The sequence below is a fragment of the Mesorhizobium sp. M0909 genome (genome assembly GCF_040319515.1).
Lineage (GTDB): Bacteria > Pseudomonadota > Alphaproteobacteria > Rhizobiales > Rhizobiaceae > Mesorhizobium.
Genome location: NZ_JAMYOA010000026.1, coordinates 12287 through 35367, shown reverse-complemented (window position 1 = coordinate 35367; position 23081 = coordinate 12287). Strand labels below are relative to the sequence as shown.

Genomic DNA, 23081 nt, shown 5'->3' with positions numbered 1-23081 from the left:
GAGAACCAGGATCGGGCAGACGCCGCGCACGTCGCCGTCGGTTCGGACACAGTGCAGCATGCACCGCCCGCCGGCCGATCGCAGCAGCAGGGGCGAGTCCATGCGGACGGACGCGCTCATGCGTATGGCGCGGACAAATACACGTTGGCCCGCTGCAGCATCTGCGCCAACCGTTCCGCACGCGGCCCCAGCGGGACGATGGCCTCCCCGGCGTCGCGCAACAAATCCAGCGCGAACTGGCGCGCTGCCTGCAGCCCCATGATCGACGCGCAGGTCGGCTTCTGCGCCGCCGCGTCCTTACCGGGGGTCTTGCCCAGCGTCGCGGTATCCGCTGTCGCGTCGAGAATGTCGTCGACCACCTGCAACGCCAGGCCGAAACAGGCGGTGTACCGATCGAGCGCATAGTACAGCGCAGCGTGCGCGGCATCCTCCGCGATGGAGCATAGCGCGCCCATGCGAACGGACGCGCGCACTAGCGCTCCGCTCTTCATCCGGTGCATCGCCACGATCCTGTCCAGCTCGGCGTGCTTTCCGACCAGCGACAGATCCATGGCCTGCCCGCCTGCGGCACCCTCGGCGGACACGGCCTGCGCCAGTTCGCGCACGAGCGCGATACGGTTGTCGCCCGGCGCATCCAGGCTCGCCAGGGTCAGGAAGGCGTGCGCCTGCAGCGCATCGCCGACCAGGATCGCAGTGGCTTCGCCGAACTTGACGTGCACGGTCGGAAGGCCGCGGCGAAGCACGTCGTCGTCCATCGCGGGCAGGTCGTCGTGGACCAGGGTACAGGCGTGCATCATCTCGATGGCGGCGCCGACGTCGTCGAGCATGTGCGCCGGCGTGTCGGCCAGTCCGCCGGCAGCCAGACAGAGCAACGCGCGGGTGCGCTTCCCGCCATGCAAGGTGGCGTAGCGCATCGCCGCCATCAGCTCGGTCTCACCGTCGTCTTCGGCGCAGAGAAGACGCGCCAGCGCCTGTTCGACCCGCTTTGCGCCGTCCTGCATCCAGATCTCCGGCAGCAGCCTGCCGGATGCGCCGCGCGCCTGCGCGCCCAATCCGCCGAGCGCGGAAACGCCAGTTCGGTCGTCGTGCAGCGTGGAACCGGTCTGCATGTTGTTCATGTCCTTGTACCTGACACGAGATGGCCACAGCGAGCGCCAAGCCGCAGCGGTGTTGCCGGCGTCGCACCGAGCGCGTGCGCTGAGTGCAGCAATGCCGCGCCTCGCCGGCGCCGCTGCCTCGCCACGCGGGGCATGCGATGCCAGCTCATGAGAAGCCTATGCGGATTGCCATGGACGGATGTGCGGTCGGGTAATACCGCCGGCCTTTTTCGACGCCGCTCAGCAACCGCGGCCGCACCCCGGCCTGGTGCATGGTCAGCGCCAAGGCGATGCAGAACTGCACCATTTCCAGCCATACCAGGTGGTAGCCGATGCAGACGTGTGGGCCGGTACCGAACTGCAGCATGTCCACCGGCCGGATCGGCTCCGTGCGTTGCAGCCACCGCGCCAGACGGAACTGATCAGGCGCCTCGTGCAGCAGCGCCGAGGTCGAGAAATGCAGCAGCGGGATGCACAGATGGGTGCCCGCGGGAATGCGCCGTTGGCCGAGTTGCAATTCCTGCAGCGCGCGACGCGGCAGGAGCGTGGTCGCCGGATGCAGACGCAGTGTCTCGCGGAACAGCGCCTCGGCGACCGGACACTGCGCCAGATCCGCGTGCCGGGTCGGCACCGCGCCCACGCGTTGAGCCTCCTCGACGAGGGCGTCCCACAGCACAGGCTGCCGCGCCAGCTCGATCACCATCCAGGCCATCGTCGAGGCAGTGGTGTCGTGACCGGCAAGCAGCAGCAAGCGGATATTGGCGACCAGGACGTCATCGGAGAGCCTATCGTCGCTGCGGTCGAAGACGCTCACCATGTCGTTGATCAACCCGGTGCGCGCAGCATGCGCGCGCGCGTCGCGAACGAACTGGCGCAACTGCGCGTCGATCCAGTCGCGGGCGGCGCGGCCGCGCCGCAAGGGCAGTCCGGGCAGGTCGACCGGGGGCGCGACGATCAGCTGCAGCAATTGCCGGTACTTGCGATGCCATCCCGGCAGGTCCTGCGCGGGGATTCCCATGAGGCTGAAGATGAGCTTGAGCATCAGGTCGCCGGTTTCGCGCAGGATGGTTGCCTCGCCGCGGTCGCGCCACGCCTGCACCCGCGCCCGGATGACGGGCGCGAACAGGTCGCCGATGCCGGCCTGGGTCAGCCCCTTGGGCAGGAACGCCGCCTTGATCGCATCGCGCGCCTGCCGGTGCGCGCCGCCGTCCTGGGCAACCAACGTTCCGCCAAGCAATTCGGGCGCGATCTCTTCGATCAGCGCCGAGGACACGTCCTTGTGCCGGAGCAGTGCGAACGCTTCCGGATCCACGCAGGTCATCAGGTGTCCGGCAGGGCCGAAATCCAGCCAGAAGTGGCTGCCCAGCGTCCGTTCTGCGCGCTGCAGCAGGCGCGGCAGGTCGCAGACAATGGCGGGAAGATGCCCGACCAGGGGGAAAGCGCCAGGCATGACCGGGATGTCGCATCGCAGCCGGTGCCGACGGTTGAGTGGGTTGAGCAGCATGTCCATCAGCAGCGCGCCGCCGCCGCCGATTCGGTGTCGCCGGCAGGGCGCGCGGCGCAGCTGTTGCCACCGTCGGCGTATGTCGGCACATGCGCCAGCATGCCGCCATCGATGCACACGACCTGGCCTGTGATAAACGCAGCATCGTCGGAGAGCAGGAACGCCACGAGGGCGGCCACGTCCTCGGGGCGGCCGACGCGCTGCAGGAGCTGGTGCCGGCGCAGATGCCGTTGCATGCACTCGTCCAGCTTGGCGAGGAGACGCTCGGTCATGACGAGACCCGGCGCAACGGCGTTGCAGCGGATCTGCGCATGACCGTATTGGGTGGCGAGCGAAGCCGACAGCATGTTCATCGCCGCCTTCGACGCGGCGTAGGACGTCTGCGCCGTGTCACCGCTGAGCCCCTGGCACGACGACATGTTGACGATCGCGCCACCGCCGCGGGCGATCATCCGTGGGATGGCCTGCCGGCAGCAGAGCAGCGTGCCGCGCAGATTGGTCGCCATGGTCTGGTCCCAGACTGCCAGGTCCAGGTCGAGGATCGCGCGGTCGCGCGGGGTCAGATGCATGGCGCTCGCATTGTTCACCAGCAGGTCGACCCCCCCGAAGTGCCGCTCCGCCGTCTCGAACAGCCCTGCCACCGCCTGGCCATCGGCGATATCCATGGCTATGGGCAGCGCGTGGCCTGCTTCGGCCGCGATCTGCGCGGTGCAGGCGATGGCCGCCGAGCCATCAATGTCGGCCACCACCACTCTGCCGCCCCCGCGCGCGATGGCGAGAGCGCATGCCTGGCCGATGCCGGCGCCGGCGCCGGTCACCACGGCCACCTTGCCTTCAAACCGTCCCATCGTGTCTCCTGAATTGCATTGGTCTTTCGCAGCATGCCGCTCGGCCTGCGCCGGAGAAGGCGCAGGGTCGGCGCTGGCGCGCTCGTCATGGCCAGCGTCGCTTTCGATCACCCGAATGGCGGCGACCGGGCACTGGTTGGCCGCAAGCCGCACGGCGGCGTGCAGCGCCTGCGGGACCGTCGCCACGCACACTTCGGCCACGCCGTCCGGTTCGCGCTGGCGAAAGATGCCCGGCAGCGTCAGCACGCACTGCCCGGTAGTTCCGCACAGATCCTGATCGACCAGGACGCGCATCTCAGCCCTCCTGCCCATGCAGCCGCACCGGCAGCGCGCGGAACGTCCTAAGGAACGCGGAGGGCTCCCGGGTCGGCTGCTCGGCCAATGCCAGCGTGGGGAAGCGCGCCTGGATCCGCGGCAGGCTCTCGGCCAACTGCACTCGGGCCAGTTGCGCACCCAGGCAGAAGTGGATGCCGTGGCCGAAGGTCAGCATGATCTTCCCGTCGATCGACATGCCAGGACTGGTGCCGTAGAACCGCACGGGATCGAAGCGGTCGGGATCGGCGAAGGCGTCCGGGTCGCGATTGCCGGCCGCGATCAGCACGCGCACGTCCGCGTTCTTCGGGATCACCACGCCGCCCAGTTCGATGTCGCGCTGGGCGATACGCGGAATGGAGCTGAACATGGCGGGCGCGTCGTAGCGCAGGGCTTCTTCGACGAATGCCTTCACCCCCACGGCATCTCCCTTCAGCCAGTGCCGCTGTTCGGGATACGCCAGCATCGCCAGGACCGCATGGCCGATGGCCGCGGCAGTGGTGGCGAAGCCGCCCAGCAGCATGCCCCAGAGCATGCTGATCAATTCCGCATCCGACAGCATGTCGGCATCGTCGTCGTGTGCGCCGACCAGCATTGACACGATGTCGTGGCGGGGATCGGTGCGCTTGCGCTGTATGAGGTCGCCGAAGTAGGCCTGCACCCTGGCGCTGGCCGCGTCCGCCGCGGCGAGCTGGGGATCGCTGGCGTGCGGGCTCAGGCCTTCCAGAATGGCGCTGATGCCGGCGACGAGCCCGAACGTGTCGTCCTGGGGCATGCCGAACAGTTCGCCGAAGACCAGCATGGGCAAGGCCAGCGCGAATTCCTGATGCAGGTCCACCGCCTCCCCGCGCTCCAGCGCGGGCGCCATGCCGTCCAGGCGCGCTGCGACAATGCGAGCGATGGTCGGCCTCAGGTTGTCGATCTGGCCGATGGTGAAATCGCGCGAGATCAGCCGGCGCAGACGCGTATGAGTCGGTGGTTCCTTCATGGCTAGCGTGGACGCCAGCAGATTGAGTGACAGGCTGGTCGCCGCCCGCGGGAAATAGCGCGCCAGTTCGCCCGGCGCCGGTCCCCGAAAAGCATCCCCCGTGGCCTTGAGCGCCCAGTAGATGTCGGCGTGGCGGCTCAACAGAAAGAGGCCCGACGCCGCGCGATGCACCGGATCGTGCTCGCGCAACCACCGGATGAATGGATACGGGTCCTGAATGCACGCTGGCGACGCCAGTTCGGCGAAGGCGTCCCGGCATGCTGCCGTGGTTTCTTGCACATCCATTGGTCACCTGTTGGCTGGCTGATCTGATTGGCGCGCGGCAGGCGCCGGCGAATTCGGAGAACATCGCGGTTCCCGGTGGCGTCCGCGCATCACCAGAGCACCGGGAACTCCTCGAACCCGCCAGTGATGATCTCCTTGCGCAACTTCAGTTCGTCGGGCGCCACGGCCAGGCGCAGCGCGGGAAAGCGCTGGAAGATCGAACCGAACACCACCTTGAGTTCCAGCCTGGCCAGCGCCGCGCCGATGCAGTAGTGCGGCCCATGGGAGAACGCCAGGTGCGGGTTTTCGTCACGTCCAATGTCGAAGATTTCCGGGTCGTTGAAATGGCGCGGATCGAACGACGTCGCCGGCAGGCCGACCAGCACCTTGCTCTCCGCGGGAACATGCACGCCCGCGATGGTCACGTCGGTCCTCGGATAGCGCATGATGCCGTCCCAGCCCGCGCCCGGCGGGTACATGCGCAGGATTTCCTCCACCGCCTTGTCCACCAGGGATAGATCGCCGACCAGGCGTTCGCGCTGTTGCGGATGGCGGAACATGGCCAGCAGGCCGAATTCGATCTGCGCGACGGTGCTCTCGTGCCCCGCCACCAGCATGCCCGCCGCCAGGCCGATCGCCTCTTCCTCGGTCGCCTTGCCCTGGTCGACCGCCGCGAGCAGATCCGTCAGCAGGTTGTCGCCCGGATCCTGGCGCTTGTCCCGCATCTTGCCGCGAATGTAGGCACGCAGTTCTTCCCAGGCCAAGCGCGACGCGCTGCGCGGGCCGCTTTCATGCTGGTGCGTCATCACCTCGTCGGACAGCCCGGCGAAAAAGGCGTGATCCTCGTAGAGCACGCCCATCAGCGCGCTGATGACCATGGCCGGAAGCGGAAAGGAGAGGTGGCGCCGCAGGTCGGCGGGCTGGGGCTGGGCCGCCAGCGTCTCGAACAACTGCACGGCGATCGCCTTGACCTGTTGCGCGAGCAGCTTCACCCTGCCGTTGCTGAAGGCCGGCGCCACGATCGCACGTAACCGCGCATGCTCGCCCCCCTCGTGCGAGACCAGCCACCCCGGCGAACCGAGAATCACCGAATCCGGGGTGAATGCCGCCGGCGGCATTCCGGAGGGCCGGAACGCCGCGTCGGACAACACCGCCTTGGCCTCGTCGTAGCCTGTGACCCACCAGCCTTCGTGCCCGGACGGGAAGCGCACGCGGTGGATCGGACCGTTGGCGCGTAGTGCCAACATCTCGGGCGAGGGCTCAATGTGATCGACGCGCCACATCGGCAGCGTCGGCAAAGGTTGTTCGGGCATGGTGGCACTTCACTCTATAGCGATGGAAGGGCGGAAGGTGACCGGCGGGCGCTGCGGCAGCGAATGACCTAAGACGGCATACAGATGACGTCCTCCGACGGCCGGCCTGATTATCAAGACCGGCCAACGTGTAACTGTCTAGGCACACCGCGCGGCGAGATGCAGAACTTTATCCTGCACCATCGATTTCAGGATAAGGTCGGTGTGGTGGGCCTTTGAGCCGCCGCCGGCCAAGATTTCCTGCGCAAGGGTTCGACCAAGGCGGCGAGCCGGTATGGTAGGGGGCGGTTTCGCCGAGCGCCCCTTTCCATAGAATGCTATCCGATGCGGATTTGGCATTTGCTTTTCTTTCTTCGTTCCATCGATCGCGGTGTCATCCACGAAATGAATCGGTCGGGCTCCCGGCTCGCAACGAGGGAGCTTCAAAACTCGTGCCAATTTGGCCGACCCAGCAGAAGCCGCGCCTTTGCGGACCTTTCGGTCGGGCCTGCGACATTCTTGTCCAGTTTCGAACATAAGAGGGTTGCGAATGGGACACGCTTGGAGAATTCGAACCTCACGGAATCAGGGCGCTTGCCGAAGAGCGCGCGCTCATGGTTGCTGCGACAGGCGCGTGTTCGCGATAGCCGTGCCTGCGCACGCAAGAACACGCTAGCGGCACACGCTACGCCATCGCTGCAGTGCCCGCCGGTGTGAGGTAGTGCATCGGCTCGGCTTCCGGTTCGTCTTTGCCCAGCCGGGGCGGAAGCGCCGAATATCCGCACCATACAGCACCGCTGTTGCGCGTGGTGAGCAGGCCGTTATAGCGCGCGCCCGATCTTCCAAGACACGGCCTCCGAGAAAAAGAGGGCGGTCCAAAGCATCTCTATTTGAAATGGCACGCCGCTTGCTGCTCCTGGTTAGAGCCCATCAAAACACGATGAAAGCGACTTGCGCCATGCCCGACACGCGAAGCTCTAGACCGTGGCCTGAGGAGACGGTGCCCGCTCCCGCTGAACATCGGTACATCATCTCCTCCGGAGGTCCGTCCTCGGCAGCCGCTTTGCGCACGGCTGGTCCGATGGCGGCACGCCAACACATGGCGCTCGCGCAATTGCCGTCTACCGGTTCTGATCAGCATGCGAGTGCCCAAGAGCCCCATCAAAGAGCCACCGAAGCCAAGGTCGGCGGGTCACTGGCAAATATCGACAATACGCCGAACCAGCTCAGTCACGCGGGTCTCTTGCGTGAAGTCACATTTGAGGCCTCCACACGCTTCGGATATTGGCTACTTCGGGCCCGCTATCACTTTTTCGCGGACACGAGCGCGAGCGATCGATGCCGCTTCCGGCGCCATAGCCGTGGAAAGGTTGCCCAAGCGGCTCGACAGCCTCCACTCGCTCAGATCGATGGCGTTCGGGTGACGAAGACCAGCAGCCAAGACGTTCCCCTACATCGGCATGGAAAAAGGAGGGTGCGAGCCGCGGCCTCATTTCATGCCCGGCATACGAGCCTTTGCTCGGTATTGCGTCAGCCTCTGCCAGAATCCAGCGCGCCAGTTTTTTCCTGAGGAGCAAGTTGATGACCGTTCAAAAGAAGGTTCCCTTCGTCACCTTTCTCACGCGTATTCGCGATGAGTCAGTCCAGGGCCCAAATCCATATCGCTGGGAAGAAAAGACATCTGACGACTACTTTGCCGGCAAGCGCGTCATCCTGTTCTCGCTGCCTGGCGCCTTCACTCCGACCTGCTCGACCTATCAACTGCCCAATTTCGAAGAGCTCTATGATGAGTTTGAGAAGGAGGGAATTGACGCGATTTACTGCGTCTCCGTCAACGATGCCTTCGTCATGAATGCGTGGGGGAAGTCCTTGGGCCTGCAGAAGGTCGAGCTCATCCCCGATGGCTCAGGCGAATTCACACGCAAGATGGGCATGCTGGTCGCCAAGGACAATCTCGGCTTCGGGATGCGCTCCTGGCGCTACGCCGCCCTGATCAACAATGGCGTGGTGGAGCAGTGGTTCGAGGAGGAAGGTTTCTCCGACAACTGCGAGGCCGACCCCTATGGCGTCTCATCACCGCAAAACGTTCTCGAAACGCTGAAAGCCGCCGCATGACCTAGAAAACGTCTCACTGGTGCCATTGCCCGCCCCAAGAGGCTCCTCGACAGGATTATCGCGCTCACCATGCAATCCTCAGCAAGCCTGCTTCAGCGCCAGAAGCAATCGATGGTCGCATCGCCTCAACTCATTGAGTCGATTCGCTTGCTGCAACTGGCGCATACTGAACTGCATCAGTTCGTGGAGCGGGAAATCGAGAAGAACCCGCTCTTGGAATCTGCGTCAAACGATGGCGGGCCTTTTGGCGATATTTCGATTTCGGGAGCGGATCAGCCTGTCGGCCCACGCGCAAACGCCGTTGACGGACCGACCGGGGCCGGGTCGCCTGAACGGCTCGGGCAATGGAAATCACTTCGCAACACGACCAACAACCCGCCGGGTAATGGCCCTTCCCTCGACGAGTTTGCCAGCCTCGCCGAGACATTGCACGACCATGTCGCTCGTCAGATCGCCCTCACTGCGTTCACACCACAGGAGCGGCTGATCGCTGGCCAGCTTGCCGCCGATCTGGAAGACACTGGCTATCTTCGGGCAAACCTTTTGGAGTTGGCCGAGAGCCTGAATGTCCGGGAGGCTGATGTGGAACGGGTTCTCGGAACCTTGCAGCACTTTGATCCACCGGGAATTTTTGCGCGAACTCTCGGAGAATGCCTCGAAATCCAGTTACGCCAGCGAGACCGGTTCGACCCGGCAATGGCAGCTTTGGTTGCCAATCTTGAAATGCTTGCGCGACGCGATTTTCAGGCACTGAAGCAGCATTGCGGCGTCGATGAAGACGACCTTCTCGACATGATGCATGAGATTCGGGCGCTCGATCCCAAGCCTGGAAACCGATTCCAATCCGGTGCGTCTGAATCAATCATACCCGACGTCTGGGTCACGCCCTCGCCGGAAGGCGGGTGGCAGATCGAACTTGATCCGGCCACACTGCCCAAGCTGCTGATCAACCAAACCTACTATGCCGAAGTGTCGCGTCAAACTGTCCAAAATTCGAAAGATCAAGCATTTCTCAACGAATGCTTGCAAAACGCGAACTGGCTAATCCGCAGCCTCGATCAGCGCGCCAAGACGATTGTTAAGGTTGCGGCTGAAATCGTGCGCCAGCAGGATGCCTTTTTGGAACATGGCGTCGCCCACCTGCGGCCTCTCAATCTCAGAACCGTCGCTGACGCGATCGGCGTGCACGAGTCGACGGTAAGCCGGGTGACCTCGAACAAGTACATGCTTACCCCGCGCGGAGTCTTTGAACTGAAGTATTTTTTCACCGTCGCGATCGCGTCCTGCCAAGGCGGCGATGCGCACTCCGCCGAAGCTGTCCGCCATCGGATCAAAGCGATGATTGCCGCAGAATCTCCCGGCGACGTGCTTTCCGACGATGACATCGCTGTCCGGCTGAAGGAAACCGGCATCGATGTTGCGCGGCGCACCGTCACAAAATATCGCGAAGCAATGAACATCCCCTCCTCCGTGCAACGCCGCCGCGAAATGCGCTTGTGTCTTTAATGTGGGTCAAGGCAGCCAACCTCATGTTGCAGTGCATCCAAAGTGAGACTTCGTTCATGACCCGATCCGCGGCAGGCGTCATGGACGCTGTTCTGCACGACCCAGAAAAGCCCGACCAACCGTCTGGTCCCGCATGGGGTGCGGTCATTTCGCTTTCCTTGGGCACCTTCGGGCTGGTGACGGCAGAGTTTCTGCCTGTCAGCCTCCTCACGCCCCTCGCGAATGATCTCGGTGTCACCGAGGGTGCGGCCGGACAGGCGATGACGGCGACCGCTATCGTCGGGGCGATCTCGGCGCCGACCGTGGCCATCATCACAAAGCGCCTGGACCGCAGGATCGTCATGTGGGCGATGACGCTGCTGCTGATCCTGTCGGACGTTCTGGCGGCCGGCGCGTGGTCGCTGGCGGTACTCCTGACGGCACGCGTCGTGCTCGGCATAGCGCTCGGAGGCTTCTGGTCGATGTCGGCAGCAGTGGCGATGCGGCTCGTTCCAAGCCACCTCCTGCCGCGCGCCATATCGATCATCCTCACCGGCGTTTCCGTCGCTACCGTTTGCGCAGCTCCAATCGGCGCTTATGTCGGCGATATCTGGGGATGGCGAAGCGCCTTCATGCTCGCCGCAGTCGTCGGCGCCGCTACACTGCTGGTGCAACTCATAACCATTCCGAGGCTGCCTCCGGTTGGAGTGGCTAGCTTCCGCAGCCTGCTGGATGTGGCCAAGATTCCGATGATCAAGGTCGCGCTTTTGGTCGTCCTGCTGGTCGCTTCCGGCCACTTCGCCGGCTTCACCTATATCCGCGCCTTCCTCGAGAAGGTTCCCGCGCTGGATGTCGAGACGATCTCGCTTGTGTTGCTTGCTTTTGGCATCGGCGGATTCTTCGGCAATTTGGCCGGCGGGCTGCTGGCCGAGTACAGTCTCAAGGCAGTCGCGGCCCTTGCACCGCTGCTCATAGCGATAGCCGCTGTTTCGCTGCTGACGGCGGGAGCATCGGCCTCGGCCTCGGCGGTTGCGGTTGCCGCGTGGGGCTTTGCCTTCGGCGCAGTGCCGGTGGGATTGCAGACGTGGATGGTGTGGCGCGCCGCTCCCGAGCAGGCCGAAAGCGCCGGTGTGCTGATGGTCGTAGCGTTCCAAGTGGCAATCGCAGGCGGCGCGATTTTCGGCGGACTATTGGTGGACAATGCCGGGATTGCCAGTCCCATTGCCTACAGTGCTGTTGTCACGTTCCTCGCCGCCCTGACAGTGTTCCTGCTCGGCCCGAAGCGCGAAACCTAGACCGCCTGATAGAAGAGGCCTCAGCAGCGCAGCGGGACGAGAGATGCAATCGCATGCACGGCGCGGCGCGATCCTCCGCATGATTACTTTGGCGGTTGCAGGCTTCGTTTCGCCGAGCGTATAAGCCGACTGGATCGCCGCCGCGGCAGCCTGTTCCGTGTCGGCCTCCGATCTCGCAGGGACCAGCGCCAGCGCCTCGCCGGCTTCACCTCCGGGCCATGGCGACCTTCGCCGCCAGACAGGCGAACCTCGCCGGCATGGATTTCCATTTGGCGACGATGAGCGCTGCCAGTACGATGGAACCCTTGCTGGCGGTCATATCCTTCACGAAGCCGGCATTCTGGGGAGCGACAGCTACGCGCCGGCCATGCCCGTCAGAACGCCGGTGAAGATGCCGCACGATAGCGCAGCCAGGTCACCGAAATGCCAGTGGTATCAACGGCGGCCGGATTTTCGCCGACCGGGCGAAGCCCCAGGCCGAAGCGGGTGCTAAACAGCACCAACCAGGTAGTGGCACCATCAGGGACGCGACATAGACCAGCAGCGAATGGCCCGTAGATCAGCTCGGGATAGACCGGCCCGAGCACCGGCACGCCGCGTACCCCTTCGGCGCTGGGCACAACGATCGAATCGCGAGTCTTCAGAGAGCGCCGGCGCGCGCCCTGCCGGAACCAAGCCTGGCCGAGAATGATGGTGGAGCCGGCAGCAATGAAATTGATGGCTACGCCGAAGACAATCTGGTCGCCGCGATGGGTGATCCAGGCGAAACCGTGCACTAGCGCGAAAATTACCAGAAGCTCCGCGTCTGCGACCCGTTCCCATAGATGGTGAGAGGCTCGCCCGTGAGCGCTTGGACGATGAAATTCGACACAACCCGGCCGTCATTGGGATGCATACGCGGCCCGTAGTCCGTGACGTGTTTACGGATGGCTTTGCATGCCTCACGCCAAATGACAAAACCGTTTCAACGCAATGTGATAGACTTGGCTCTGCTACATCGCGTATCCGACATAGTCAGACATCAGACAGCGCTTGCGGTTGCACGACGCGTGAACGCCGCTTTCCGAGGAATCCCGTCCGCCATTCCTGCTAAAATCCAGGCAACCAATCTCTACTGTCGGGATTTGTCGAGTGGATAGGCGTTCTGAAGCTTCTGTAATTGCTGTGAGGGAGGTCATGGCGGGCTTCTCCCATCGGCCGGCTGTCGTGATGCGGAGCGTTCCGTCCTGCGCCCATAAAGACGTCGAAATTGGTCGGGACTGGGCAGAAGCGCTGCGCGTCGTGGTGACATGCGCATTTTGCCAACCTTGAGCGCCACTTTCCGCCCGGTGAGCCATTTCGCCACGGCCTATCCGGCCGAGCTCGACCGACCTCGGCGCTTCGCCTTGACGTGCCGCAGGTACCGCCCGGACCGCCTCCAGCAGAAGCGCCGGGGCAACGCCCCTGCCTACCCGTTCGTCGCGTCGCCGATGGCGATCTCCAGCCCGTCGCTGTCGACACTCTCGCCGCACGGCCTTGCACCGCATTTGCCTCTGCCGACTGGCGCCGGCACAGCGGTCTCTCGTCCAGCCGACCGACTACGCCTTTGATAACTGGATACTTTCAGGTCCGGGCTTGGGTTCAGATTGCAATCCACTTCCGCGAAGAATCTTTGCGAGAGTGTCGCGTGCTTCCGGTCCACGAAACACGGCACCAAATGGACGCTTACGGGGCGCCAACTCACTGGCCCCCGAATTTCTCAGCCAGTTTGGGACGGTCTGATGGGTGATGCCGCCGAATGCGACTGATCAATTCGGGCTATTTACTGTTTTCATCGGAGCACGGTCGGGCTGAGCAACGGGACAAGATTTCTCGAGTGTGCTCACCGAGCTGCGGCGGGGGAAGCCGGATTCCAGTTTTGTAGCAGTTGAATTGTAGTGGTTGGTTCACATGCCATTCGCCGCCATCTTCGGGGCTGAGCCGGACAAATAGGTCTCGCGTGCGCAACTGCGGATCTCCTGCGACGTCCTTCAGGTCATGGACATGCCCCCAAGGAATTTCCATAGCATCGAAAAGACCTGCCCAGGCTTCCAGCGTTTGCTTTGCGATCGCAGCGGCAAGTTGCGCGCGATGGTCAGCAGCATGTTGCACGCGGTCCTGATGATTTGCGGAGGTCAGATGTGCCAGACCAGTACTTTGGCACAGAGCCTGCCAGTAGTGATCCTCGTTAGCGATGCTCAGCGTAATCATTTTGTTGTCCGCGCAAGTAAATGTTCCATAGGCCGGTTCTTCCTCGTATACCTCTGCCATTGGTCTTCCGTTTAAAGTCGCATAGTGATACGCGGTCATCCATGATACCAGGCTATCGGTCATAGCAAGATCGACGTAGCAGCCGTGCCCGGTTCGTTCCCGCGCCAGCAAAGCCGAAACCACACCAAACGCCGCCAGTGTACCCGAGGCGAGATCGGCGACGGGCAGTTGAAACGGTTTCTCCAAGCGTCCAGTTCGAGGCTGCTGAAAGAGAACCCCAGCCAACCCTTGGCAGGAGAGGTCGTGAACCGGGCGTCTGCGGTAAGGGCCCTTTTGGCCGAAACCGGTCAAGGAGAGATATATCAGACGGCGATTTATTGGAGTGAGTTCTGCGTAGCTCAATCCGAGCTTTTTCATTACGCCGGGCCTATAGCCTTCGATGAGAACGTCCGCAGTTTTGCTCAACTCGAACAACGAGTCCCGACCGGCCGCTGACTTGAGATCAAGGACAACACTTCGCTTGTTGCGGCTCAGGGAGGAAAAGAGGCTTTTGAGCTTGCGAGCGGGATCACCGCCGTTGGGCCTCTCGATCAGAGTGACATCTGCGCCTAGGTCTGCCAGTAGCAGGGTTGCATATGGACCAGGATATTGTTCTGCGAGACTTAGCACGCTCACTCCTTCAAGTGGTGATCCGATCACGAGAAGCTCCATTTAATAATGTTGAACACACTTTGAGCGCCAAGCTTACCGCAATATATGTTACGATAATGACAATAGTTCGTAAAAGACCGTAACATGTTGGATTGGATTAACGTTGAACGGCCTGCGGCAATTCGGTCGCCATGGCCCGCAAAAATGCCATTAATGTACTTCGACATCGCGACGTAACAGAGAATTCAATTAACTTTCACATTCGTGAGGGCGACTTCAGGCTATCAGGGCACTTGAGTTTGCAAAATTACCGCATCCTCACGGTTTGGATATTTATGCCGGGGGAACCGCTTGCGCTTAGAGCGCGCTTGGGGTGTCGAGTCATCTAGGTTGCGAGGCAATGCAGGAGAAAGTTATGGGTGCCAAGAAAGCCAAAGTGACGGCTAATAGAGGAGCGAAAGCCCGCGCGCTGGACAGTGACGTGCGTCCACTGACCGGTATTCGCGTCTTGGCATTCACGCACTATGCCGCGGGGCCAATCGCGGCGCAGTATCTCGGTTCGCTTGGGGCGGAGGTCATCAAGATAGAGGCTCCGAGTGGCGATTATCAGCGTAGGGGGATCAAGGAGTCGACGGCGGCTCCCGACGCACCCAGTCCTTATTTCCTAGGCCTAAATCGCAACCAGCGTTCACTGTCTATTGATCTGAAACGGCCGGACGGACAGGCGATTATCCGCCAGATGATCTCCCAGGCGGATGTCATTCTCGAGAATTTCCGGCCGGGGGCTTTAAAGCGGATGGGATTGTGCAGCGGCGAACTTATTGCCGAACACCCCAGCCTCATCTATTGCTCGATCGCGGCTTACGATCCGGCCGGTCCCAGCCGCGACAAGCCGGGGCAGGATCTGATTATCCAAGCCCTGTCCGGCATCGCTAGCCTCGGCGGGCCAGCCGATGGTCCGCCCATTCCCGCCGGCGCCTATATCGTTGATACCTATACGGCATCGCAGGCGGTTATCGGCATTCAGGCGGCGTTGCGCCAGCGCGACCATACAGGGCTCGGTCAATGGGTGCGCGTGGATATGATGTCGTGCGCGCTTCACTTGTTGGCATCGGAGTCTAGCTATGCGCTGAACGCACAGGGACAGGCAAGTAGAGGCAGAAACGGCATTAGCCACAGTCACCAGCCGGCGCCTTACGGCATCTATTCCACCTTAGACGGGGCGATTGCTGTTGTCGCTTACCCCGAATCCCTTCCCGATATTGCCGCCGTGTTGGGCCTCAGCGACCAGATCTTACCGCTGTTGGAGGAGAAGGGCCCTTGGACAAACCGGGACAAGATCGCCGGTATATTGTCAGACCGGCTGCTTCAGCTGACAAGCGATGATGCGGTTACGCGCCTCGCACCCACTGGTATCCTGTTAGCCCCCGTACGCAGCATCGATCAGGCGCTGGCGGATCCCGATGTGGCCAACGAACTAGTCCGCGAGGTCAAGCACAGCTACGGGGGCCGCTATCGTGTCATACTAGAGCCCCTCAAGCTCTCCGGCTCCTCGCTCATTTTTGATCGCCCTGCGCCCGATTTGGGCGAGCATACGGTCGAGGTTCTGCGGGAGACTGGCATCGATCAAGAGCGTATCGATGCGCTGATTGCCGGCGGCGCAATTCGTGTTCCCGGCAGGCTGGAGGATCGGAAATAGCAATGTCCCGTCTTGTTCAAGATCCATCGCTTCAGAGCAAATCTTGTTCTTCCGCCTTGAGAACTTCGTGCGCTTTATTTTCTGACCATTGGCAGGCAAAATGAGCAATTCGTATACTCGATCCGAAGCTCTCCTCCTGAGAGCGCGCGCTGTCATCCCAGGAGGTGTTTCGAGCGGAAATCGAGCGAATTGGACGCCGTTCCCTCTCTACTACGCGCGAGGTGATGGTGCTCGAGTGTGGGATGTGGATGGCAACGAATACATTGATTACGTGTTGGGCAGGGGACCACTGATCCTTGGTCACGGAGAACCAGAGCTCATAGATGCGATATACCGTCAACTTCAAGTGAGCCAATTCTTTGCAGGTCAGATAGAGGCAGAGATAGAACTTGCAGAGTTAATTTGTTCGCTTGTTAACAATGCCGAAATGGTCAGGTTTTGCAATTCTGGTTCAGAGGCAATACATGCTTGCATTCGACTCGCTCGATCCGCAACTGGTCGAGACAAAATTATCAGATTCATCGGCCACTATCATGGATGGTATGATGGCATAGCCTGGGGATTTTCGGGCGTGAATGATAGCCCGGAGGGTCGATCTTTACCCGTGCCGATGTCTCTCGGCCAGCCCTCCTCTGATGCCTCGAACATATTGGCCGTCGAATGGAATGACCCGGAAGCAGTCACAAATGCCTTTGAGAAATGTCGTGGAGAAGTTGCGGCGGTCATTACCGAGCCAATTATGTTCAATGGCTTCTGGAGCAATATCCAACCGTTCGAAGGGTTTCTCAGGTTTCTTCGAGAACAATGCGACGCGAACGGCGCACTGTTGGTTTTCGACGAGGTCCAATCCGGCTTTCGTACTTCGCTCGGAGGAGCTGTAGAGCACTTTGGCGTCGCCGCAGATCTAAGCGCGTTTGCAAAGGCACTAAGCGGAGGCGTCTGTCTCGCTGCCTTTGCTGGTCGAAGGGATGTTATGAAGCGACTCGTCGAAACCAATACCGTGCACACAGGAACCTATAATGCGTATCCGCCTGCCGTCGTGGGAGCGTTGAGGCATCTGACACTTTTGGCGGCGAGTTCCGGCGCAAAGCTTCAGCGTATACATCACCAGACAGCGTTGCTCGAACGGGGCCTCAGAGATCTAGAAGGTCAAACTCAGCTACCTCTTCTTGTTCGGGCGAGCCCAGGTGCAGTCACTACAGCCTTCAGGGCCGCGTCCACGCAGGTCATCAACCATCGTTCGGCAGCCGAAGGTCTAGATTTTAGCCTCCAACGCGCATGGCACCTCGCATTGCAGGATCGAGGTGTCCGGATCACGCCAGAAGGCCTCTGGTACCTGTCCGCAGCGCACTCCGCCAACGACATAGCAATCACTGTCGATGCTGCGCGGGATGCGCTTCAAAGCCTCTCGTCACGATAACACAGGGGATGCATTATGCCCGTACGATCCAACAATGTCGCTCGCCTTGTTTCTCCGCGCCGTTTAATCCTGACGTGCGATGCGCTGAGCGAGGACCTCCCCCTAGACTTCGTACGACTAAGGATCGAATTCTGCGGGGTCTGCGGGACAGATAGATCGTTCTATCTGGGCCACCGCGATGAAGGTTATCCCATCAGTCTCGGTCACGAGCACTGCGGCACTATTGTCGCAGTCGGAGACCAGGTCAGGCCCTATCAGGCGGGAGATTTTGTGGCGATTGATCCGAATTATCGATGCGGTTCCTGCCATTATTGCAGGATAGGCGCTGGTCATTTGTGTGAGAGGGCGACGATAAATCGGTACTCAAATCGAGGCTATGCGAATTTCATCGATATAAAAGCTTCGTACGTTGTTAAACTTCCGGAATACAGATCCCGCCATCTAGGGGCATTGGTCGAGCCATTATCCGTCGCGATAAATGCCGCGGACATCTCCAAATGCACGCTAGCTGACGAGGCCACACTTGTACTCGGCACCGGCGGTATCGGCACGTTACTGGCCTTCAATCTCCTTGAGACACAAAGTGGCGAAATATGGATCTATGACAAGGCGCACTCGAAGATGGCCGCCTTAAAGGATCTTTATCCGAGCCGAATTAAGATATTGGAAAGCGCCGATGACCGTGTGTTCAGCGTAGTTTTCGAAGCCACCGGCAGTTCGGACGGCTTCCTTCACGGCTGCGCTCGGTTGGCGAAGCTCGGTAGGCTGGTTGTCGTGAGTAGGTACCACTCCGATGAGCCGGCTATCCCCGACAGGCTCCCGTGGAAGCAGCCTAACATCTACTTTGTCCACCTGAATGGACATGGTGATTCCTTCGTTAGGGCAGCTGCTTTGATGAAAAGGAGTTGGGGACCGGATCACGACCGCCTGCTCAGCTTCCACCCCCTCAGTAATATTGACAAGGTATTCACTGATTACGAATCTATTCCTGAGAATAAGAAAATAATATCGATGGAATGATTATTCATGGTTATAACTGTCAGTTGCCGAAGACGCTGAATAACAGGTCGAGGCTGTCCCCGCATCACTACGACCGAGACCGATCTCCGCGCGAGATGTCTGGGATCGGCAGCGATCGTGCACGCCGTCTCGACTGTGGTCTTGAACAGCATGGCGTAAACGATTGCCTTGGTGTGGAAGACGATTGCCGTCGAACGTCGAACTCGGCCGGCAGCGTTAAACCCTGTGGAACAGGGGCGACAATCTCGCCCGTTACGGTCAGACAGTCGTGGCCGGGCAATGCTTATGCAGCAGGATTTGTAGTCCCACGCAAACCGCCCGCAAACCCGCAAGGCCCAGTGAGTTTGTATATGGCGGCCGAGCGCGGAGCTGCGGCATTCATCGCCCCCTGACGCGACCGAGATGACTGTGAGTGGCTTGTCGATAGGCTTCTGGAGCGCACCCCGCATAGCCGATAAGACATAGGCAAACGCCTATGATCATGACTATGACTATGAATTCCGATCCGTTCTCCCATCTGCCGCGTGTTGAAGTGATCACCTCGGTGTAGCGTTGGCGGCGCTGGACGACAACCGAGAAGGTCCGCCTCGTCGAGGAGTCCATGCAGCACGGGCATGTCGGTGTCCTATGCGGCACGCCGGGCGGGCATTTCGCCCAGCCAGCTCTTTGCCTGGAAGCGGCGCATGTTCGAAGGCGGCGCGACAGCGGTTCAGGCCGATGACGATGTGGTTGGCGCAGCCCGTGTGCGGGAGCTCCGAGAAACGCGTGCGCGATCTGGAGCGCATGCTTGGCCGCAAGACCATGGAGGTCGAGATCCTCAAGGAGGCGCTCGATCTCGCCGCCTCCAAAAGTCAGCGTTGCGGCTCGCCTCGCTCGACAAGGACGGTTCGCTGTGAAGACTGTCTCGGACACAATCGGCGTCTCCCGCTCCAACCTTGCCGAGCAGACGGGGAAACACCGAAACACCCTCTCGAAAGCCCTGCGATGCGTAAGCCATACGCCAAGCCTGGCGATGCTGCCGCGCTGCCCATCATCCACAGGCTGGTCGACCGGCGGTCCGACCTATGGCTATCGGCGCATCACGGCCTTGCCGCCTATCAACCGCAAGCGGTGCTGCGCATCATGAAGACCAATCGTCTGGTTCTGACGCGCCATACCGCCTACCGCCCGGCCCCGAACCCATGACGGTGTCGTCATCGCGCTCCGCTCCAACATCCGCTGGTGCTCGGACCATCTCGAACTCAAATGCCGCAACGGCGATATTGGCCGCCGGCCGCTCTTCCGTGACGTTCCAAACAGGGCCACATCGCAATCTGCCATTGTCCTGGCCCCAATCTGGCAAGTGAGGTGGTCTATGGTCCGGCACGATCTCCTTCTGAGCACTCAAATCGAGCTGGGAGATCGCATCCACGGCTGCTTTCAACGCTCGCATGCGAACGACGAAGCGACGAGTGTCAGGTCAATGCTGCCCAGTTACGAAACTGCAGCACTAATTTAATCAAAAGATCATCCCCATTTTCTGATTGACCGCTATACAGCCTCTATTCGAGGTCACAAGGACAGCAACCAATTCGATCGAGGCCGATATCATGACACTTGTTGGCTACAGAAGTACAGTCCCCCGTCCCCATGGAGAGCCCGCTCAGCAATATACCGAATCTGGCAGGGATCTTAGCAGCAAAATAGTCATGCTTGAGCGAGCCAAGGCCATCATCAGCCAAGAGGCTGCCGCGTTGGAAACCCTCTCGAACAGGGTCGACGACCATATCTGCGTGCTCGCGGACTACATCCTTTCTTCAACTGGTATTGTCATAGTGTGCGGTGTCGGCAAGTCGCGACTGGTTGGAGAAAAGATCTCCGCAGTTCTCGCATCGACTGGCACTCGATCGATCACGCTCGACCCGGTCGACGCCTTGCATGGAGATCTCGGGCGCGTGCGTGACGGGGATGTCATTCTCGCGCTGTCCAATTCTGGCGAGACTGCGGAGCTTATGCAGCTCATCCGTGCTGTCCGGCAGCTTCCTGTCATCGTTGCCGCGATCACGGGGCGCGCCACCTCGTCGCTGGCACAGGCTGCCGACGTGGTGATCGATATCGGGTCGATCCAGGAAGCATGCGCACTTGGCCTTGCTCCGACTACCTCGACGACGGCTATGGCGGTAATGGGGGATGCCCTAGCGCTTGTCCTGCAGGAGCGGCGTGGGTTCACGCGCCATGACTTCGCACGTCTTCACCCGGGTGGAAGTCTCGGACGGGAGCTGATGCCAGTGCGCGACCTGATGTGGCCGCTTGAAGCGATTCCTGTGTTCCGGCCAGATACACCGCTGTCGCTGGTGCTCTTGTCAATGTGCCGCGCCTCCCGAAAGTTAGGCGTCGCCGCAGTCGTCGACGAGGGAGGCAACGTCGTCGGGACTTTGAACGGGGAGTCCATCGGTCGATTAGCCGAGTGTGGCGCCCCTCCAGACCTTAGCGATCCGGTGAAGCGGCACATGCAGCCGCCGCTCAACACAATTTCCGGGCGCGCATTTCTCGATCAAGCCGCGCAGCTCTTCCGTCAGCACGAGGTCGAGTTGATACCCGTGCTTGACGACCAGGACAAGTTCGCCGGCCTGATATCTCGTCAGGACGTGCTGAAGCCATGTTGAGTGATGAAAGTTGTGCAATTGGCGATCATTCGAGGACGGTCTCACAACGGCTCTCTTGGCGGCACTGGGGATCTGAGCAGGGCTTCGATGATGCGCGCCTTGGCGGATGACTTCGAGATTGTCTACCGGTCCGAGCGGCCACAAGATGTATACTGCTACACGCCGGGCATTGTCGTGACGGCGAGCCGAAGAGTGGTAGCCACCTTTGATCTCGGCGGTGCCGGGGTCAGGGATCTCCTCGGGCCGAAGGGATCTCGCGCGGGAGGTACGCGCTTCGGAATGGGCATGGTCTATGTGTCCGATGATGGGGGCTGTTCCTGGGCTGAGCGAAATACCTTTCCATTCTGGCACGCCCGGCCATTCACAGCTGGCGGGCGGCTCTACATCCTTGGTCATGCCGGCGACCTCATGATCATGCGTTCCGACGATGACGGGGAGACGTGGAGCGCGCCGGTCGCGCTAACCTCAAATATGAAATGGCACGGGTCGTCCTGCAACGTGCATTACGCGAATGGGTACCTCTACCTCGCCTTGGACGAGCGGCGCGATCTTGCAATCGACGGATGGAATACAGCCGGTTTGGCACCGCGGGTGTTGCGCGCTAGAATTGACCACGATCTTCTAGACCGTGAGAGCTGGACTCTCTCAGAGTCCCTCGCGTTCAACGAGATAGTCTCATCGAGGGATTTCGATCTTTTTGGTATACCGTTCTATAGCACGCCACCCCGAGCTTCGGCCGAGCTCGGATCGGGACGCTTGTGTGCACCGATGGGCTGGCTTGAACCGAATATCGTCCGGTTTTTCGATCCCTCACATCTGTGGCACGATCCGGGCGGGCGGACGTTGCACGTTTTCTTGCGCACGAACACGGGTGGAACGGGCTATGCTGCCCTGGTGAAGGTCATTGAGCAGGATGATGGTCGTCTGACCACAGCATTAGAAATCATGCCGTCGGGAAAAAGGGCTCTCTTCGTCCCATTTCCGGGAGGCCATATGAAATTCTTTTTGCTTTATGATGACAAGACGCGGCTCTACTGGTTGCTGAGTTCACAAGCGACCGACTCTATGGTGCGCCTCACGCACATATCGGAGGCGCGCTACAATTTGCCGAACAATGAGCGCCATAGGCTGCAACTTCACTTCTCCAGAAATTGCATCGATTGGTGCTTTGCCGGACTTGTCGCCGCGGGTCAGACCGAGCGTCACGCACGGAACTACGCGAGCATGGCGGTCGACGGCAATGATCTTCTCGTGTTGTGCCGGTCAGGGGATGACGAGGGGAGGGACCCTCAATACACGAACCTGATCACGTTTCATCGCGTCAAGGAATTCCGCAACCTCGTCTATTGATCTTTTGCATTTCTGAGAGTGGGGAAAACATGCCCAGAACTTCGAGTCCAGTCGCTATCATCATTCCCGCCCGCTACGGCTCGAGCCGCTTCCTCGGCAAGCCGCTCGCGATGATCACTGGCCGGACGATGATCAATCGTGTCTGGTCGTTGGCCCGTGCAGTATCTGACGTAGATGAGGTTTGCATCGCCACTGACGACGAGCGCATCGCCGAGCATGTTCGAAGCTTTGGCGGAGCCGTGGTGACAACCCCGAAGGAATGCACAAATGGCACCGAGCGGGTCCTGAAAGCAGCCCAGATGCTTTCCACGACGCCTGCCGTCATAGTGAACCTTCAGGGTGACGCTGTCCTGACGCCGCCGTGGGTCATTGCCGCTTTGATCGATGAGATGCGCCGCGACCCGACAGTGGAGATCGCTACTGCCGCGGTGCGGATGGACAAGCGCAGTTATGACGCTTTGCGCACGGCCAAAGGGCACGGCGAGGTCGGAGGCACAACTGTGACTTTCGACCGACGCTGGAACGCCCTCTATTTCTCGAAATCCATCATCCCGTTCATGCGCAATGATGGACAAGGCAATTATTCGGATCCCTTGCCGGTCTTTCGCCATATCGGACTCTACGCGTACCGCTACGAAACCCTGTGCCAGTATATCAGTTTCGAATCCGGTCCCCTCGAACGTTCTGAGAAACTTGAGCAATTGCGCGCGCTCGAGCATGGGATACCTGTCCGCGTTCTCGAAGTCGACTATGGCGGTCGGACTCACTGGGCTGTCGACAGCCCAGATGATTTGAAGCGCGTTGAGGCGATCATCGGCAAAGAGGGCGATCTCGTTGCGGCTTGAGGCAGACCCGCCAGCCCGATAG

16 protein-coding genes and 3 pseudogenes are annotated in these 23081 nt (G+C 60.9%); 10 read left to right on the top strand and 9 right to left on the bottom strand.

Annotated features, from left to right (window positions below; all coding sequences use genetic code 11):
• Positions 1–116 precede the first annotated feature (116 nt).
• From NKH83_RS27975 to NKH83_RS27950, 6 genes and pseudogenes are all read right to left on the bottom strand, one after another.
• Entirely contained in the window at positions 117–1109 is a 993-nt protein-coding gene (locus NKH83_RS27975; protein ID WP_352808289.1) for a polyprenyl synthetase family protein, read from the bottom strand.
• Between the two features lie 154 nt (positions 1110–1263).
• On the bottom strand, positions 1264–2607 hold the full coding sequence (locus tag NKH83_RS27970) for a cytochrome P450 (RefSeq protein ID WP_352808255.1): 1344 nt from the start codon (positions 2605–2607) through the stop codon (positions 1264–1266).
• Positions 2607–3449 carry an SDR family oxidoreductase gene (locus tag NKH83_RS27965; protein WP_352808288.1) on the bottom strand — a complete coding sequence of 281 codons (843 nt, stop codon included), beginning with the start codon at positions 3447–3449 and terminating at the stop codon, positions 2607–2609. Before NKH83_RS27965 ends, NKH83_RS27970 begins: the two co-directional genes overlap by 1 nt.
• A gap of 168 nt (positions 3450–3617) precedes the next feature.
• Positions 3618–3743 (bottom strand): annotated as a pseudogene (locus NKH83_RS27960) (ferredoxin); the annotation flags it as partial.
• Position 3744: 1 nt separating this feature from the next.
• Positions 3745–5034 carry a cytochrome P450 gene (locus tag NKH83_RS27955; protein WP_352808254.1) on the bottom strand — a complete coding sequence of 430 codons (1290 nt, stop codon included), beginning with the start codon at positions 5032–5034 and terminating at the stop codon, positions 3745–3747.
• An 89-nt stretch (positions 5035–5123) separates the two neighbouring features.
• A complete protein-coding gene (locus NKH83_RS27950) occupies positions 5124–6326 on the bottom strand; it encodes a cytochrome P450 (protein ID WP_352808253.1) in 1203 nt (400 codons plus the stop codon).
• Positions 6327–7886: 1560 nt separating this feature from the next.
• On the opposite strand from NKH83_RS27950, the gene NKH83_RS27945 reads away from it, so the two are divergent.
• The 3 genes from NKH83_RS27945 (at position 7887) to NKH83_RS27935 (ending at position 11200) form a co-directional block, all read left to right on the top strand.
• Entirely contained in the window at positions 7887–8420 is a 534-nt protein-coding gene (locus tag NKH83_RS27945) for a peroxiredoxin (protein WP_352639849.1), read from the top strand.
• Positions 8421–8489: 69 nt separating this feature from the next.
• Positions 8490–9926 carry an RNA polymerase factor sigma-54 gene (gene rpoN, locus NKH83_RS27940; RefSeq protein WP_352808252.1) on the top strand — a complete coding sequence of 479 codons (1437 nt, stop codon included), beginning with the start codon at positions 8490–8492 and terminating at the stop codon, positions 9924–9926.
• A gap of 56 nt (positions 9927–9982) precedes the next feature.
• Positions 9983–11200 carry an MFS transporter gene (locus NKH83_RS27935; RefSeq protein ID WP_352808251.1) on the top strand — a complete coding sequence of 406 codons (1218 nt, stop codon included), beginning with the start codon at positions 9983–9985 and terminating at the stop codon, positions 11198–11200.
• 374 nt (positions 11201–11574) lie between these two features.
• Here NKH83_RS27935 and NKH83_RS27930 read toward each other — a convergent pair whose 3' ends face one another.
• From NKH83_RS27930 to NKH83_RS27920, 3 genes and pseudogenes are all read right to left on the bottom strand, one after another.
• A complete protein-coding gene (locus NKH83_RS27930; RefSeq protein ID WP_352808250.1) occupies positions 11575–11976 on the bottom strand; it encodes an ABC transporter permease subunit in 402 nt (133 codons plus the stop codon).
• 17 nt (positions 11977–11993) lie between these two features.
• Positions 11994–12107: pseudogene (locus NKH83_RS27925) on the bottom strand (NAD-dependent epimerase/dehydratase family protein); the annotation flags it as partial.
• A gap of 890 nt (positions 12108–12997) precedes the next feature.
• Positions 12998–14128 (bottom strand): CaiB/BaiF CoA transferase family protein, encoded by a 1131-nt coding sequence (locus tag NKH83_RS27920; protein WP_352808249.1) that lies wholly within the window; start codon positions 14126–14128, stop codon positions 12998–13000.
• Positions 14129–14495: 367 nt separating this feature from the next.
• Here NKH83_RS27920 and NKH83_RS27915 point away from each other — a divergent pair, with 367 nt between their 5' ends.
• From NKH83_RS27915 to kdsB, 7 genes and pseudogenes are all read left to right on the top strand, one after another.
• A complete protein-coding gene (locus NKH83_RS27915) occupies positions 14496–15779 on the top strand; it encodes a CaiB/BaiF CoA transferase family protein (protein ID WP_352808248.1) in 1284 nt (427 codons plus the stop codon).
• 100 nt (positions 15780–15879) lie between these two features.
• Positions 15880–17199, top strand: a complete 1320-nt coding sequence (locus tag NKH83_RS27910) for an aspartate aminotransferase family protein (protein ID WP_352808247.1) — start codon at positions 15880–15882, stop codon at positions 17197–17199.
• 15 nt (positions 17200–17214) lie between these two features.
• Positions 17215–18219: an alcohol dehydrogenase catalytic domain-containing protein gene (locus NKH83_RS27905; protein ID WP_352808246.1), complete on the top strand. Its 1005-nt coding sequence runs from the start codon at positions 17215–17217 to the stop codon at positions 18217–18219.
• A gap of 481 nt (positions 18220–18700) precedes the next feature.
• Positions 18701–19489 (top strand): annotated as a pseudogene (locus NKH83_RS27900) (transposase); the annotation flags it as partial.
• Between the two features lie 418 nt (positions 19490–19907).
• A complete protein-coding gene (locus tag NKH83_RS27895; protein ID WP_352808245.1) occupies positions 19908–20864 on the top strand; it encodes a KpsF/GutQ family sugar-phosphate isomerase in 957 nt (318 codons plus the stop codon).
• An 87-nt stretch (positions 20865–20951) separates the two neighbouring features.
• Positions 20952–22214 (top strand): sialidase family protein, encoded by a 1263-nt coding sequence (locus NKH83_RS27890; protein WP_352808244.1) that lies wholly within the window; start codon positions 20952–20954, stop codon positions 22212–22214.
• The gene (kdsB, locus tag NKH83_RS27885; protein ID WP_352808243.1) at positions 22211–23059 is read left to right on the top strand and encodes a 3-deoxy-manno-octulosonate cytidylyltransferase; all 849 of its coding nucleotides are present in this window, start codon (positions 22211–22213) and stop codon (positions 23057–23059) included. Before NKH83_RS27890 ends, kdsB begins: the two co-directional genes overlap by 4 nt.
• Positions 23060–23081 lie beyond the last annotated feature (22 nt).